At 64.6% G+C, this 15,168-nt stretch carries 15 protein-coding genes; 7 read left to right on the forward strand and 8 right to left on the reverse strand.

What is annotated here, in order from left to right:
- Window positions 1-232 precede the first annotated feature (232 nt).
- Together AC1RMG_RS02305 and AC1RMG_RS02310 are read left to right on the forward strand one after the other, a co-directional pair.
- On the forward strand, window positions 233-955 hold the full coding sequence (locus tag AC1RMG_RS02305) for a GNAT family N-acetyltransferase (RefSeq protein WP_493168186.1): 723 nt from the start codon (window positions 233-235) through the stop codon (window positions 953-955).
- A gap of 67 nt (window positions 956-1,022) precedes the next feature.
- Window positions 1,023-1,805, forward strand: coding sequence for a DeoR/GlpR family DNA-binding transcription regulator (locus AC1RMG_RS02310; RefSeq protein WP_370058950.1), 783 nt, complete (start codon window positions 1,023-1,025; stop codon window positions 1,803-1,805).
- 70 nt (window positions 1,806-1,875) lie between these two features.
- On the opposite strand, the gene AC1RMG_RS02315 is transcribed toward AC1RMG_RS02310, so the two are convergent.
- The 6 genes from AC1RMG_RS02315 to AC1RMG_RS02340 form a co-directional block, all read right to left on the reverse strand.
- A complete protein-coding gene (locus AC1RMG_RS02315; protein WP_019095952.1) occupies window positions 1,876-2,874 on the reverse strand; it encodes a hypothetical protein in 999 nt (332 codons plus the stop codon).
- A gap of 138 nt (window positions 2,875-3,012) precedes the next feature.
- Entirely contained in the window at window positions 3,013-3,807 is a 795-nt protein-coding gene (locus AC1RMG_RS02320; protein ID WP_493168188.1) for a nucleotidyltransferase domain-containing protein, read from the reverse strand.
- Window positions 3,808-3,894: 87 nt separating this feature from the next.
- Window positions 3,895-5,223: an MFS transporter gene (locus AC1RMG_RS02325; protein WP_015635186.1), complete on the reverse strand. Its 1,329-nt coding sequence runs from the start codon at window positions 5,221-5,223 to the stop codon at window positions 3,895-3,897.
- A gap of 153 nt (window positions 5,224-5,376) precedes the next feature.
- Entirely contained in the window at window positions 5,377-6,570 is a 1,194-nt protein-coding gene (gene lhgO, locus AC1RMG_RS02330) for an L-2-hydroxyglutarate oxidase (RefSeq protein ID WP_401019522.1), read from the reverse strand.
- Window positions 6,571-6,685: 115 nt separating this feature from the next.
- Entirely contained in the window at window positions 6,686-7,396 is a 711-nt protein-coding gene (locus tag AC1RMG_RS02335; protein ID WP_011060731.1) for a FadR/GntR family transcriptional regulator, read from the reverse strand.
- Between the two features lie 111 nt (window positions 7,397-7,507).
- Window positions 7,508-8,035: a GNAT family N-acetyltransferase gene (locus AC1RMG_RS02340; protein WP_011060732.1), complete on the reverse strand. Its 528-nt coding sequence runs from the start codon at window positions 8,033-8,035 to the stop codon at window positions 7,508-7,510.
- A 123-nt stretch (window positions 8,036-8,158) separates the two neighbouring features.
- Here AC1RMG_RS02340 and AC1RMG_RS02345 point away from each other — a divergent pair, with 123 nt between their 5' ends.
- The gene (locus AC1RMG_RS02345) at window positions 8,159-9,052 is read left to right on the forward strand and encodes a LysR family transcriptional regulator (RefSeq protein ID WP_236203855.1); all 894 of its coding nucleotides are present in this window, start codon (window positions 8,159-8,161) and stop codon (window positions 9,050-9,052) included.
- A gap of 4 nt (window positions 9,053-9,056) precedes the next feature.
- Here the strand turns inward: AC1RMG_RS02345 and AC1RMG_RS02350 are convergent, their stop codons facing one another.
- Together AC1RMG_RS02350 and AC1RMG_RS02355 are read right to left on the reverse strand one after the other, a co-directional pair.
- Window positions 9,057-9,671, reverse strand: coding sequence for a LysE family translocator (locus tag AC1RMG_RS02350; protein ID WP_493168190.1), 615 nt, complete (start codon window positions 9,669-9,671; stop codon window positions 9,057-9,059).
- Window positions 9,672-9,794: 123 nt separating this feature from the next.
- Window positions 9,795-10,664 carry a LysR family transcriptional regulator gene (locus tag AC1RMG_RS02355; RefSeq protein WP_493168192.1) on the reverse strand — a complete coding sequence of 290 codons (870 nt, stop codon included), beginning with the start codon at window positions 10,662-10,664 and terminating at the stop codon, window positions 9,795-9,797.
- A 137-nt stretch (window positions 10,665-10,801) separates the two neighbouring features.
- Between AC1RMG_RS02355 and AC1RMG_RS02360 the strand changes: the two genes are divergently transcribed.
- From AC1RMG_RS02360 to AC1RMG_RS02375, 4 genes are all read left to right on the forward strand, one after another.
- Window positions 10,802-11,860, forward strand: coding sequence for an agmatine deiminase family protein (locus tag AC1RMG_RS02360; RefSeq protein ID WP_065363741.1), 1,059 nt, complete (start codon window positions 10,802-10,804; stop codon window positions 11,858-11,860).
- A complete protein-coding gene (aguB, locus tag AC1RMG_RS02365) occupies window positions 11,857-12,765 on the forward strand; it encodes an N-carbamoylputrescine amidase (RefSeq protein ID WP_493168194.1) in 909 nt (302 codons plus the stop codon). Before AC1RMG_RS02360 ends, aguB begins: the two co-directional genes overlap by 4 nt.
- A 43-nt stretch (window positions 12,766-12,808) precedes the next feature.
- Window positions 12,809-13,888 (forward strand): extracellular solute-binding protein, encoded by a 1,080-nt coding sequence (locus tag AC1RMG_RS02370; protein WP_401155012.1) that lies wholly within the window; start codon window positions 12,809-12,811, stop codon window positions 13,886-13,888.
- 127 nt (window positions 13,889-14,015) lie between these two features.
- On the forward strand, window positions 14,016-15,134 hold the full coding sequence (locus tag AC1RMG_RS02375) for an agmatine deiminase family protein (RefSeq protein ID WP_493168196.1): 1,119 nt from the start codon (window positions 14,016-14,018) through the stop codon (window positions 15,132-15,134).
- Window positions 15,135-15,168: the final 34 nt, after the last annotated feature.

A 15,168-nucleotide genomic window follows, 5' to 3' on the forward strand; every position in this document is an offset into this window, starting at 1 on the left:
TCGGGCGGGGCACCGCGGATGCCCCGGTGCATCCGCATCCTGTACCGGTTGCGGCCATGGCCCCGCCATAGCCGCAGCCCGCCAGTCTCTTGCTCCCGATCCCATTCGCGCTTTTTCGCCGATGCACGCGCCCGATGCGTTGCCTGGTTGTGCGCCTGTGTCACCCGCGCCGGGTTATCATGGCGCGCCCGCCGTAGCCGGGCCTGCCCCAACCCTCGGAGTCACCGCCTCGATGTCCAGCATCACCCTGTTCCAAGCCCCGCCACCCGAAGCCATCCAGAGCCAGATCCAGCAGATGGTGGTGGACTACATCACCGACGTCAGCGCGGTGGCCATCGCCCCGAGCAACCCGCTGTACAACCTCTACCAGTACGGCGTCGGCTATGAGGTGCACCTGTACCTGCAGGCCATGGACGGTTCCCGGGGGATCGCGGTGGAGCTGGTGGTGGCCATCGACCCGCAGGCCCCGGACCAGGTGCTGGGTTTCACCCTGTACCTGCCGGTCAAGGACGATCCCCAGGCCTGCGCCGTGGCCTATATGGCGGTGCGGCAAGGCCATCGGCGCCAGGGCATTGCCCGGCAGATGCTGCAAGCCATGCTGGCGCGTTACCCCCATGCGGAACTCGCCTGCAACGTGGCCAAGGTGGGGTGTTTCGAGGCCCTGGGCTTCCAGCTGCTGGGCGCCCGCGGCCCGCAGGTGCTGATGAACACCCGGGACCACGGCAGCGACGGCCTGCTGGCGGTGCTGGATGTGGCACCGATCTACCAATCGGTGGAAGTGCGGCAGATCCACACCTACCTGCTGGCCCAGCACGGGCGCAAGGCCATGCTGGAAGCGGAGAAAAAGCGCGACCGGCAGCTGGACCAGATGACCCGCCAGGCCCAGGCGCTGGTGCGCGAGCGCCTCGGGGAAGCGGCCTTGTACCGCTCACGGGCGCCGCAGCTGATCAACTGATCGGGTTGCTTGTTTTTGCCCGAGTGTCTGTGTAGCTTGGCGAAAACACGTAATAACGGGCATAAACATGCAATGTCAACACCCGCCGGCCGAGCTGCCATCCTTGCGTCGGCAAAAAATCCTTCTGCTGCTGGAGCGCGACGGCAAGGTCATGGCCGCCGAACTGAGCCGGCATTTCGCGGTGTCCGAAGACACCATCCGTCGCGACCTGGCGGAGCTGGATGCCGCCGGACTGGTGCAGCGGGTCCATGGTGGCGCGCTGCCGCGGCCCAAGGACAGCGGCAAGGACTATTTCACCCGGGTCGGCGAAACCAATGAGGCGAAACTGCGCCTGGCGCAATATGCCGTGCAATGGGTGCAGGACGGCCAGACGGTGCTGTTCGATTCCGGCTCCACCACCCTGCACATCGCCCAGTCGCTGCCGGCGGGCATCAGCATGACCGCGGTCACCGCCTCGCCGATGATTGCCGTGGCCCTGGCCGAGTACCCCAAGGTCAGGGTGATTCTCGCCGGTGGCCAGCTCAACCCGGCAACCCTGTCCGCCAGCGGCCATGAAGCACTGCGCATGATCCAGGGGATCAAGGCCGACCTGATGTTCACCGGCGTCTGCGCGATCCACCCGGAGATCGGCATCAGCTCCCTGCATTTCGACGAGGTGCCGATCAAGCAGGCAATGTTCGACAGTGCCAGCGAGGTCATCGCCGTGACCACCGCCGACAAGCTCGGCGCCATGGAACCCTTCGTGGTGGTGCCATGCAACCGCTTGCACCGGCTGATTACCGAGCAGGAGGTGATCACCGGGGATATCGAGGATTACCGTCGGCAGGGAGTCGAGGTGCTGCAGATCTGAATGTCAGGCACCAGTCTCTGAGAGTGCAGGAGGTCTGTGGGGCCCGCAGGCTCTCCTTGAACGCGGCATTTCAGTTCAAGACGAAGCCGTTGCAATCCAATTCATCGTTCCACTGATGGATGCCTGTAAGGCGCAGAATTTCTTCGAGCAGTTGCGGGTTTTCATCATTCAACTTCTCGTAGCTGCGTAGCAGCGCCCAGACACAAGCAGGCTCTTGCAACGGGTGGATCATGAAGAGAATGCCTTTGATATTTTCGAACTCGCGCAAGATTCCTTCTTTGTCCAGTTTGCCGAGTACAAAGGGCTTGCCTGCGAACTCAGAATGGCCTTGTACAAGCATTTCGGGGTGTCCGAAAGCGAGCGCCCAGAGTTGACCGGTGACTGAAGTGGGGTATTGGCCATCGAGATCAGGATAGGAGGGGCGCAGTATCCGGGGGTGGCTTTCGATCGGGTGCAGCATGCAAAGATTCAGTACGAGGAATGTATTTGGATTGGCGAACTGATCTGTCTTGAAGTTTTGTCGAGCCTTTTCAATCAGCACCCGTGTGGCGTGCAATAAGTCTGGGCAGCCATGATCCTGTTCCCCATAGGATGCGATCTCGGTTGTTGCGCAAGCGACTCTCTTGCCTGCATGCAACTGCCTTTCCAGATCGAGTTGAGTCAGCAGAGAGTCTGCAATGGTTTTGGCCACTCCTAGGTCGCCTGTCGCGACAGAAAGCGTCTTGACTTCAAAAAAAGCTTCGCCGGGATGTGAGCACAATTCGAAGTCTGGGGTTCTTTTGCCGTTCTGTTCGGAGACGCGCTTGAGGTTCAGCTCTGCCTGAGTGCAGAGCAACCAGAAATGTGCCTCACCCAATAGTTGTGCAAATTTGTTGGTGAGGTGCGGTTCCAGCTCGAAATGAGGCTTGGACAGGAGTTCGTCCAGTTGCATGACATATTCAGTGAGTGCTGGATTGCCTTGGTAGGCCTGATCAAGTTCTGCCAAGGCTGGTTGTAGTTGTTCTAGATAGTGATTGTCTGCAATACCCTTCGAGCTCTTTAGTGCATTGATCAATTTTTGGGATAGCACTTTTGATTCTCCTTGTGATTGCCAATAAGGGGCTTGCCATGCCTTCAGCCGGGGTTTTGCAAGACAGGTGCCGAAGCCTTCAGGGCCGCATTATCCCTCTGTCAGGCCAGTGTCTTGGTGAGCTGAAGCAGTAGTTAACTAAATTGCAGAGTCTGGGAAGGCTTGTAGAGCCATCCACTGTGCGATGTTCCGTAAGCGCGTGGTGAAACCGTCACAGGCTAATGTCTTTGCTTCGGCTATTTGCCGGAACTCGCCGATGGGCCCTCGCATCTCGGGATGGCGCTGCACAAACAGCCACACATGCTCATCCAGGCTCTGGGGCCAGCTCGGCTCCTGCTCCTGGCGCAGCAGGTTGGTGGCGCGAACGAGTTTGCGCGAGGCCTGCCGTTGCAGCCGGAGGACTTCGGCGGGCTTCTGTTCGCGGTCGATGCGCTTGGCGTAGTCGTCCAGCACTGCGAGAAAGTCACCGTTCACCGCCAGGGCAATCTCCCGGCTGGGCCTGAAAGGTGCAAAGCGCGAGCGCAGGTCTTCGCCCCACAGGCAGCGGCAATGGTGCTTGAGCCAATAGCCCCAGCTGCCGAGGTTCCGCGTTTCCAGTACCTGTTTGAGGTCGCCGATATCGAAATCGATCTTCGACACCAGCGGGTGGCGCGCTTGCAGGGCTTGGCGCAGGTTTTCCAGATGCTGGCACGCGGTCGGGTCGGCGGGATCTTGCAGGATCAGGCACAGGTCCAGGTCGGAAGCTCCAGGCCGGGCTGTGCCACGGGCGACGCTGCCGTACAGGTACAGGCTATGCAGCGGCGGGCTGGCGGGAGCGGTGAGGGCGGCGCACAGCTCGTCGAGCAGGGCTCGGTACTCGGGCTGCAGGGGTGGTTCGGCAGGTAGGGCGATCAAGCCGTCGGCATCGACGCCGAATGCGCTATCGGGTGACATGGGGTGGCCTGTAATGCGGGTTCAGCGGCCACCTTAGCAAAGTCTGCCCGGGCCGTTGGAGCGGCCCGGGCAGGGTTGGGTCCAGCCTCAGTTCTTGAAGGCCGAGTGCTTGCGGCCCTGGTCGAGGAAGGCGAACACCACCACCAGCACCGCGGCGACGGCGAGAATGATCACCACGCCGTCGGTGGAGTGGGTGGCCGAGGCCGTCACCAGGGACAGAGCGCCCAGCGGCGCCAGGCCACCGGCGATGGCGGTGCCGATCTCGCGCCCGGTGCCGAAGCCCGAAGAGCGGGTCGCGGTGGGGAACTGGCGGCTGAGGAAGGAGCCCTGTGGGGCGAACATCATCGGCGCCAGAATGCCGGTGCCGACGCCGATGGCGATGTAGATCATCAGGCTCTCACCGGTGTTCAGCAGGGCCAGGAAGGGGTAGGCGAACAGCACCGAGAACAGCCCGCCGAGGATCAGCACGGTCTTGCTGCTCCACTTGTCGCAGAGCCAGCCGAAGAACGGCACGGCGACGATGGCGATCAGGCTGGCGATGGTCACCGACAGCGAAGTGACGTGCACATCGACGTTCTTGTACTGGGTCAGGTAGGCCAGGGAGAAGGTCTTGAAGATGTAGCTCAGGGCGTTGTAGCCCACCGCCACGAAGAACACCACGGCCAGGCCCTTGAGGTCGTTCTTGAACAGCGCCTTGAGCGGCGAGGCCTTGGCTTTCTGGCTTTCCTTGCTCAGTTCCTTGAACTCCGGGGTTTCCGGAATGCTGTTGCGCACCCACAGGCCGACGGCCACCAGGACGATGCTGCAGACGAACGGAATGCGCCAGCCGCCGGCCAGCAGGAAGTCGTTGCCGTTGATGGTCAGCAGGTAGATGGTCAGCGACGACAGCAGCAGGCCCAGGTTCAGCCCCAGCGCCGGCCAGGCGCCCTGGCTGCCGCGCTTGCCTTCGCTGGCGTGTTCATAGGAGGTGACCGCCGCGCCGGACAGTTCGGCGCCGGCGCCCAGGCCCTGGATGATGCGGATTGCCACCAGCAGGATCGGCGCCCAGATGCCGATCGATGCGTAGCTGGGGATCAGGCCGATCAGCGCGGTGCACACGCCCATCAGGCAGAAGGTCAGCACCAGTACCTGCTTGCGGCCGAACTTGTCCCCCAGGTAGCCGAACAGAATGCCGCCGAAGGGGCGGGCGATAAAGCCGATGGCAAAGGTCGAGAAGGCCATCAGGGTGGCGCTTTTCGGGTTGCTGTTATCGAAGAAGATCTTCGAGAAGACGATGGCCGCCATGGTGGCGTAGAGGTAGAAGTCATACCACTCCAGCATCGAGCCGAAGATGGTGGCCGCCGCGACCTTGCGCAGGCGTTTCTTGGTTTGCTGTGGGGTTTCCGCTGCAGTACTGCTGGTTTCAACTGCGGTCATATCCGTACATCCTCATGAATCATTGTATTTATTGTCGAGTTGACGCGAGCCTTGCGCGCCGCACCCTAAAGGGCGGCCGAGGGTATTGCGGCGACACGCGGCCCGCTTGGCAGTGCCGGGGCACTGCGCTGCAAGGTGATGGCGCGGGGTGTTTCAGGCGGCCTGGAAAATCCGGTCGGCAATCATCGAGCCAATGGGAATCGCCGAGGTGGCGGCGGGCGAGGGCGCGTTGCACACGTGCAACATGCGCGGGGTTTCGGCGAACAGGAAATCGTGCACCAGGCTGCCGTCGCGCATCACCGCCTGGGCGCGGATCCCCGCCTCATAAGGCAGCAGGTCTTCCACTTGCAGGGAAGGGCAGTACTTGCGGCACTGCTCCAGGTAGCCGGACTTGAACAGTGAGTTCTTCATCTCGGTGGTGCCGGAGCCGAGGTTCTGCCAGATGGTTTTCCAGAAACCGGGGAAGCTGGCGTACTGCGCCACGTCGCGCCAGTTGATGGAGAACTTCCTGTAGTTTTCCCGGCCCAGGCCCAGTACCGCGTTGGGGCCGACGGTAACGCTGCCGTCGATCATGCGGGTCAGGTGCACCCCGAGGAACGGCAGCTCCGGATCGGGGATCGGGTAGATCAAGTGATTGACGATGTTGTTCTTCGACGCCGGCAGACGGAAGTATTCGCCGCGGAAGGGGATGATCTGGTGGTCGATCTTCACCCCGGCCATCACCGCCAGGCGATCCGATTGCAGGCCGGCGCAGGCCACCAGTTTCTTCGCCTGCCAGCTGCCGCCGTGGCTGCTGACGGTGACGCTGTCGGCGCTTTCCTGGATCGCGGTGACGGTCTGGCTCAGGCAGATCTCGCCGCCCTCGCGGCGGATCACCCGGGCCATGGTGTCGCAGACTTCGCGATAGTCGACGATGCCGGTGGCGTCGAGGAACAGCCCGCCAAGGCCGACGATATTCGGTTCGCGTAGGCGCAGTTGCTCGGCGTCCAGGCGCTCCACCTTCAGGCCGTTCTGTTGCGAGCGCTGGTACAGGGCCTCCATGCGCTGCACTTCCAGGGCGTTGGACGCCACCAGCACCTTGCCGCAGACCTCGAACTTGATCCCGTGCTCGCTGCAGAACTGCTTGGTGGCCTCGGCGCCACGCTTGCACAGGTCGGCCTTGAGGCTGCCCGGAGCGTAGTAGATGCCGGCGTGGATCACCCCGCTGTTGTGCCCGGTCTGGTGCTTGGCCAGGACGTTTTCCTTTTCCAGGATGACCAGCGAAGCGCCGGGCTGGCGCTTGAGGATCTCCATCGCCGTAGCCAGGCCGACGATGCCGCCGCCGATGATGCAAAAGTCATAAATCATTGTTCTTAGGTACCTTGGATCCAATGCGTTTCGGTCTGGTTATCAGGTTGTCAGACTAACTAATCCGACAAAAAACCGCAGGCCGTGGCATGCGGCTCGAAGCGTGAAGCTGGGGTCAATCGATAGTCGGCAGCTCCAGGCCCAGGCGCTTGGCCGAAGCCCGCAAGTGGGCGTCGGCGCAACCGGCGGCGGCCTGGCGGTCGCCAGCGGCAATCGCCTGGTACAGCGCCTGGTGTTCCTGGGTGGCATCGGCGGAACCGCCCACCATGCGCAGCGCCGAGTTCTCCCAGGCGGCCTTGCGGGCGCTGGTCAGCTGGCTGCGCAGAAAATCATGGAAGGCCACGAAATAGTCGTTCTTGCTGGCCTCGGCGATGGCCCGGTGGAACTCCACGTCGGCCAGCCCCGCGGCTTCGAAATCACTGCGCTTGTCGTGCATTTCCTGCAACGCGCCCTGCATCCGTTGCAGGTCGGCGGCGTCGCGGCGCTGGGCGGCGATCGACGCGGCCTGGGTTTCGATCCACAAACGCATCTCGAACATCTGCGCCAGGTCCGGCAGGCGGCCATCGCCCTGGGGGAAACGGAACACGGTGCCGGCGGGGGTCTTGGAAATGTACGAACCCAGGCCACGCCGGGCGATCAGTACGCCGTCGGCCTTGAGCTGGGCGATGGCCTCGCGAATCACCGAGCGGCTGACGTTCAACTGCTCGGCCAGTTGCTGCTCGGTCGGCAGGCGCGATTCGGGGGCCAGGCGGCCGGAGTCGATCTCGGTGCGGATCGCATTGACCACGCGCACAACGAGAGAGTCGGGTCGCTGGAGTTCAAGCATGGGTGGGTAAAACCTTGGTAGTCAGGTTGTCAGACAATAGCCGTTGGGAATTTTCGCTGTCAAGAAAAACCCACGCCAGGCAGGCGTAGGCGGGGTCGCGCAAACGCGCACTCAGGCCGTCAGGGGGCAGCTGAAAATCAGGTCGTCGAAGTCTTCGCCACCCCTGCGGAAGGCCCCTTCGTCACGTTGCTGGAAGACGAAACCGCATCGCTCCAGAACCTGGCAGGATGCAGCATTGCCGTCGGTGACCGTGGCCACCAGGCGCTTGATCCCCAAGCTGTGGCGGGCGTACTGCATCAGCGTGCGCAGGGATTCCGTGGCCAGGCCCTTGCCTTGATGACCGGGGGCCAGCAGGTAGCCGACCTCGGCTTCGGCGCTGGGCCGATCGCTGACTCGCAGGCCGGTGAAGCCCAGCTCCTCGCCGCTGTGGCGATCGCGGATCACCAGGCACAGCCAGTGGTCGCAATCCATGTCCCAATGGGGCAGGCGCGAGGTGAAACGCTCCTCGATCTGCATCCGGGAGAGCGGATCGCAGACATAGCGCAGGTTTTCCGGGTCGCTGTGCAGGGCCAGGAACAGCTCCCAGTCATGGGCGTTCAGGGGGCGCAGGTTCAGGCGAGGGGTGTGCAGTTCCAGCATGGGGGCTCCCGATCCGTGGGCAGGAAAGATTTTGGGCACTTTACAGGAGAAAAGTCTGACCGCTGCGCTGCTTATTTCGCATAAGATCCCGGGCCTGGGTTTTCAGGGATAGGGCAGGTAAGCGTGAACTGGGACGATCTGCGGTTTTTCATTGCCGTCGCCAATGCCAGCAACATCACCGACGCCGGGCAGGCGCTGAAGGTGTCGGCCTCGACGGTCTCGCGCAAGATCCTGGTGCTGGAGCAGGCCTTGAGCAGCGTGCTGTTCCTCAAGACCACCCAGGGCTATTTCCTCACCGAAGCCGGCCAGGCCCTGCTGCCCATGGCGCTGGAGATCGAGGAGCGCTTGCGCCTGATGGAACGCCAGTTGTCCCGGCCAGGCGCGCGCATGGCCGGGGTGGTGCGCATCGAATGCCCGGAGTTGATGGGTAGCCACCTGATCATTCCCGCACTGGCGCAGTTTCGCTTGCAGCATCCGCAGATCAGCTTCGATTTCGTCAATGCGGCGCGCTCGGTCAAGCTCACCCAGAGCCACAGCGACCTGCTGCTGCGCCTGCAACGGCCGGAAGCCGGCAACTTCACCCTGCGCCGGGTCGGCGAGTTGACCCAGGCGCTGTTCTGTTCCCCAGGTTATGCCGCAGCCCATGGCTGCCCCGAGAAGCCTTCGCAGCTGCGCCAGCATTCGCTGATCGGCTGGAACCAGACCCTGGCCCACATGCCCCTGGCCCGCTGGCTGGACCAGCTCAGCGGTAATCAGCCGTTGTGGATGCGCACCGGCAACCTGGAGGCGCAGCTCAAGGCGGTGCAGGCGGGCCTGGGGATTGCCGCCTTGCCGGCCTATATCGCAGAACCCCTGGGCCTGCACCGGGTCTTGCCCCAGGCTCCGGCCCACCGCGCGGATATCTGGCTGCTGCGCAACCTGGCGACCCAGGGCCAGGAGCGGGTCGAGCGGGTGGCGGAATTTCTCTGCGATCTGCTGGCGCGCCAGGGCTTGCAGGGTGAGGGCAAGGCCGGCTGACGCGTTAGGCGCCACGCAGCAATAGCCACCCGGCCACCGCCATCAGCAGCGAGCCGAACAGCGCATTCTGCGCCAGCAGCAGGCGCGGGCGGTCGCGCATCAGCCGCTGCAGGCTTGAGCCCAGGCTGGCCCACAGCAGGTGGCCGAACAGGTTCACCGCGATCAGCGCGGCGCTGAGCGCCAGCACCACGGCAGTGCCCGCATCGGCGCCCGGGCTGAAGGTGGAGAACATGACCAGCAGCATCACCAGACCCTGCACATTGCCCAGTTGCAGCATCACGCCATCACGAAACTGCAGGGCTTCACTCTGCTCGCCAGGCTTGCGCAACGGCCGCAGCAGCAGGCGCAGGCCCAGGCAGAAAATGTACAGGCTGCCCGCTACCCGCAGGCCCCAGAGCAACCCTGGATACGCCGCCAGGCTGTGATACAGCCCCAGCCCCACCAGTAGCGCCAGGAGCAGGTAGGTCAGGTCCAGCCCGCAGATGAAGCGCAGGGAACGCCGCACGCCGCTGCGGGCGCCGGAGCTGGCCACCATCAGGTTGCCGGGGCCGGCGCTCAGGGCCATGGGCAGCATGGTGGACAGCCACAGCGGCCAGTTGATGTCGTGGATCGGGGGCACGGGCGGCTCCTGGAAGGCAGTGCGGATTGCACTGGCGCCAGCTTAAGGCGCCGCCACGCGTGGGGTTAGGGGCAGGAATGGAAAGCGGTTTTGCATCGCTCCAGTCCTTGCCGGGCGGGCGCCTCAAGCTTCGGCCGAAGCCTGCAGCGCACCCTGTAGCCACTTCGAGAAACTGCGGGTCAGCGGGCTGCTTTCACTGTCGCGGTGAATCAGCCAGGCCCAGGTCGGGCCGCGCACGCTCTGTTCGCACAAAGGGCTCAGCAAGCCCTGGCTCCGGGCCTGCTGGCTCAGAAGCTGGCTGACCAGGGCAATGCCGTGGCCGGCGCAGGCGGCGTCCAGCAGCAGGCCCGGGTCGGAAAAGTTCAGGCCGTTGCTGCGTTGACCAATGTCGCTGCCGCCTTCCACCAGCCAGTGGCTCCAGTCCATTTCCCGCTCGCCATGCAAGGTGGTGCGCAGTGCTTCGGGTTGCGCCAGCACGCTGGGGTGGCAGGCAGGGTAGAGGCGGTCGCTGTACAGCTCCAGGTAGCTGCATTCGGCCTGGGCGCTGAGGTCGTCGCGCAAGGTCAGGTCGATGGTCTGGGTGCTCATGTCCGGTGGCTCGAAGCTGGTGAACAGCCACAGGTCCACCTCCGGGTGCAGGCGATGGAATTCCCCCAGCCGCGGCAACAGCCAGTGGCGGGCAAAGGCCGGGCTGGTATTGACCACCAGCTGGTTGGGCTTGCGGTACTGCTCCAGGCGGCGGATGCCCACCGCCAGTTGCTGCAATAGCGACTGGGTGGTGCTGCGCAGGTCGTGCCCGGCGTCGGTGAGGGTCACGCTGCGGCCGTTGCGATGGAACAGCGGCTGTTCGAGGAAGGTTTCCAGGCTGCGGATCTGCTGGCTGATGGCCGATTGGGTGAGGTGCAGTTCTTGCGCCGCCTGGTGAAAACTGCCCAGGCGAGCGGCGGCTTCGAAGCCTCGCAGGGCATTCAGGGGTGGCCAGTGTTTGAGCATGATTGATAAGCCTGGCTAATCAGATGTGCGCTAAATCTATCGTTTGTTGGCGGTTTTTCAAAGCCATAGCATGGGCGCTGTGTTTCAACCTTGTTGGTTGATTGATAACAAAACCTTACTTGAGAGGTGCAGGGCCCATGCAAGGCAATGACAGGCAGGACAGTGGCTGGCGGATGCCCGCCGAGTGGGCGCCCCACGCGGCGACCTGGATGGTCTGGCCCCACAACCGGGGGGTGTGGGAATCGGTATGGGGCGTGACCCTGGCCGAGGTGCAGGCAGACTTCGCCCGGGTGGCCAATGCCATCGCCGGTTTCGAACCGGTGAAACTGGTGGTCGACCCCTCTGCCCTGGACAGTGCCCGACGCCTGTGTGGCGCCAATGTCGAGCTGGTCCCCCAGGCGGTGGACGACAGCTGGTGCCGGGATTCCGGCCCGAGTTTCATCTGCCATCCGCAGCAGGGGCTGGCCGGGGTCAGCTGGCGCTTCAACGCCTGGGGCGGCAAGTCCGAGCACAGCCTGGACCGCAGCCTGGCCCGGCGCCTGCTGGACCAGCTGGGGCTGCCTTGCTTCGGCACGCCCCTGGCCAACGAAGGCGGGGCCATCCATGTGGACGGCGAAGGCACCCTGATCACCACCGAATCGGTGCTGCTCAACCCCAACCGCAATCCGGGCCTGGGCAAGGCCGAGGTCGAGGCGATCTTCCAGCGCCTACTGGGTGTGCAGAAGATCATCTGGCTGCCGGGGGACCCGGACCACGTGACCGGGGACATGACCGACGGCCATGTCGACGGGATCTGCGCCTTTGCCCGCCCCGGGGTGCTGCTGGTGGATGCCACCCATGACCGGGGCTCGGTGTACGCCGAAGTGGTGCGCGAGAACCGTCGTGCCCTGGAGCTGGCGCGGGATGCCCGCGGGCGCGCCTTCGAGCTGATCGAGCTGTTCGAGGCCAGCGCCGCGGTGGACCACCGGGCCGAGGTGTTCTGCGCCTCCTACACCAACTTCTACCTGGCCAATGGCGCGGTGATCATGCCGGCCTACGGCATCGCCGCCGACCAGCAAGCGGCCCAGGTGCTGGCCCGGGCCTTCCCCGACCGGCAGGTGGTGCCGGTGCGGATCAACCATCTGGCCCACGGCGGCGGTGGCGTGCATTGCATCACCCAGCAGCAACCCCAATGGCCAACGAGGGCCCAGGCATGAACCCATTGACCGTCGCGACCACCCAGATGCCCTGCACCTGGGACCTGCCGGGCAACCTCGAGCGCGCCGAACAGCTGGTGCGCGAAGCGGCAGCCCGGGGCGCCCAGGTGATCCTCCTGCAAGAGCTGTTCGCCACCCCGTACTTCTGCATCGAACAGCAGCACCGGCACCTGGCCCTGGCCGAGGAGTACCCCGCGAGCCGGGTGCTCCAGCGTTTCGCCGCCCTGGCCCGGGAGCTGGGTGTGGTGCTGCCCCTGAGCTGGTTCGAAAGGGCCGGTACGGCCTATTTCAATTCCCTGAGCGTCGCCGATGCCGACGGCCGCTTGCTGGGGGGGTACCGCAAGACCCACATTCCCAACGCCGTGGGTTATCAGGAGAAGGAGTACTTCAGCCCCGGCGATACCGGTTTCAAGGTCTGGGACAGCGCTTTCGGCCGCCTGGGCATCGGCATCTGCTGGGACCAGTGGTTCCCCGAGACCGCCCGCTGCCTGGCGCTGCAAGGCGCCGAGGTCTTGCTGTTTCCCACCGCCATCGGCAGCGAACCGGGCAGCGCCGGGCTGGATTCCCGGGATCACTGGCAGATGACCATGCGCGGGCACGCGGCGGCCAACCTGCTGCCGGTAGTGGCGGCCAACCGGGTCGGCCGTGAAGTGGCTACCGGTGACCCGGCGTTGCACATGGATTTCTACGGCTCATCGTTCATCTGCGACCACAAGGGCCGGCTGCTGGCCGAGGCCGATCGTGACAGCACAGGGGTCTTGCTGCAGCGCCTGGACCTGGCCGCCATGGCCGAGGAGCGTCGCACCTGGGGCATCTTCCGCGACCGTCGCCCGGAGATGTACGGGCCGCTGCTGAGCCTGGACGGCCAACACCTTCACCCACGCTGGAACCCCCGGGAGGCATGACATGCAGACCACAGGCAAACGCTGGAAACGCCGCTGCGCGGGCATGCTGGCCCTGACCCTGGTAGTGCTCCAGGCCCAGGCCGAACCCGAGGACAAGACCCTGCGCCTGTACAACTGGGCCGACTACTTCGCCGCCGATACCCTGGCGCGCTTCACCGCCGAAACCGGGATCAGGGTGATCTACGACGTGATGGAGGGCAGCGAAGTGCTGGAAGCCAAGCTGATGACCGGCGGCAGCGGCTACGACCTGATCTTTCCCGGTGACACCGTGGCCGAGCGCCTGATGCGCGCCGGCAGCCTGCAGACCCTGGATCCGGCCCGGCTGATCGGCCAGGACGACATCGAGCCCGGCCTGCAGAAGCTGCGCGCCCAGTACCCCGGGGCCCGCCAGGCCACGGTGCCCTACACCTGGGGCACCATCGGCCTGACCTATAACGCCCGGCAGATTGCCGAGCGCCTGCCCGACGCCCCGGTCAACAGCCTGGACCTGTTGTTCAAGCCGGAGCTGGCGGCGCGCTTCGCCGATTGCGGAATTTCCCTGATCGACTCGCCGGACGAGGTGCTGGCGGTGGCGCTCCACTACCTGGGGCGCGACCCGCGCAGTGCCCGGCCCGAGGATCTGCGGGCCGCCGGCGAGCTGCTGGGCAAGCTGCGGCCCTATATCCGCAAGTTCCAGTCGCAGCCGGTGACCGACCTGGTCAATGGCAACCTGTGCCTGTCCCTGGGCTACAGCGGCGACATGACCCAGGCCCAGCGCGCCGCCGACGCCGCAGGCAAAGCGGTCGAGTTCCAGTACCGCATTCCCCGGGAAGGCACCACGGTGTGGATGGACACCATGGCGATCCCCAAGGATGCGCGGCACCCGGAATACGCCTATGCCTTCATCAACTTCGTGACCCGACCAGAGAACATGGCGGCCATCAGCAACTTCACCGGCTACCCCACGGCCAATGCCCGGGCGCGGCCAAGTGTCGACCCGCAGATGGGCAACAACCCGGATATCTACCCGGATGCCGCCACCTTCGAACGCTTGATTCCCGGCCGCGACATTCCCCAGGCCGATATGCGGGCTCGAATGCGCACCTGGACCCAGTTCAAGACGGCCACCGCTGCCCGCCACTGACCGGGCGCCATGCGGTTCGCCGACACGCCGGCTCCTACACTCCCGGGTAGGAGCCGGCGTGTCGGCGAGGGCCCGGGCCGCACCCCCGAACCTTTTCATGCAATACCTTCGACAAGAGAACCGTCCAATGCCCACCCGACGTCAACTGATCAAACAGGCCTCGTTGCTGGCCGCTGTCGCCGCCATGCCGGCCCTCGGCCTGGGGCCGCGCAGTGCCCGGGCCGGGGAGCAGGGCCACTGGTACCTGCCCGATGAAGGCGACCACCAGCAGCGGGCCTTCATGGCCTTTGGTGCCCAGGAGGCCATCTGGGAAGACTTTACCGGCGACGTGCAACAGGCCCAGGGGCGGATCGCCCGGGCAATTGCCGCCTATCAACCCCTGACCCTGTTCTGCCGGGCAGAGGAGCGCGGCCTGGCCGAGCAGTTGTGCGGCTCGCACAACATCACTTTTGTCAGCACCGAACTGGACGACATCTGGATGCGCGACATCGGTGCCAACTTTGTCGTCGATGGAGAAGGCGGATTGGGCGCGGTGGACTTCAACTTCAATGGCTGGGGCAACAAACAGCGCCACGCCAGGGACGCCCGGCTGGCGCGGGAGATGGCCGACGCTGCAGGCGCCCGTTATCTGCGCAGCGAACTGGTGGGCGAGGGCGGCGGCATCGAGGTGGACGGCCACGGCACCGGGATCATGACCCAAAGCAGCTGGATCAACGGCAACCGCAACCCGGGCTGGAGCCAGGCCGAGGTCGAAGAGGAACTCAAGGCTTGCCTCGGCCTGCGCAAGATCATCTGGCTACCGGGGATCAAGGGCCGGGACATCACCGATGCCCATGTCGACTTCTATGCGCGTTTCGTCAGGCCGGGGGTGGTGGTGGCCAACCTCGACAACGATCCCGACTCCTATGATCACTCGGTAACCCTCGAGCACCTGGAGATCCTGCGAGCCGCCAGTGACGCCGATGGTCGCAAGCTGCAGGTGCATACCCTGTCGCCGCCGATGAATCCCCGGCAGAACCGCTTCAGCCGGGGCAACCCGGACTTCGCCGCCGGCTACATCAACTATTTCGTGATCAATGGGGCGGTGATCTCACCGCAGTTCGGTGACCGGCAGGCCGACGCCAAGGCCCATAGCCTGCTGGCCAGCCTGTACCCCGGGCGGCAGGTGATCCAGCTGGATATCGACGCTATCGCCGCAGGGGGCGGCGGCATTCACTGCGTGACCCATCAGCAGCCCGGGCTGTGAGGGGTTGGGAAAAGTGGTCTGTTACAGATGGCAG

It is taken from the genome of Pseudomonas sp. GW822-FHT04H02 (assembly GCF_058800645.1).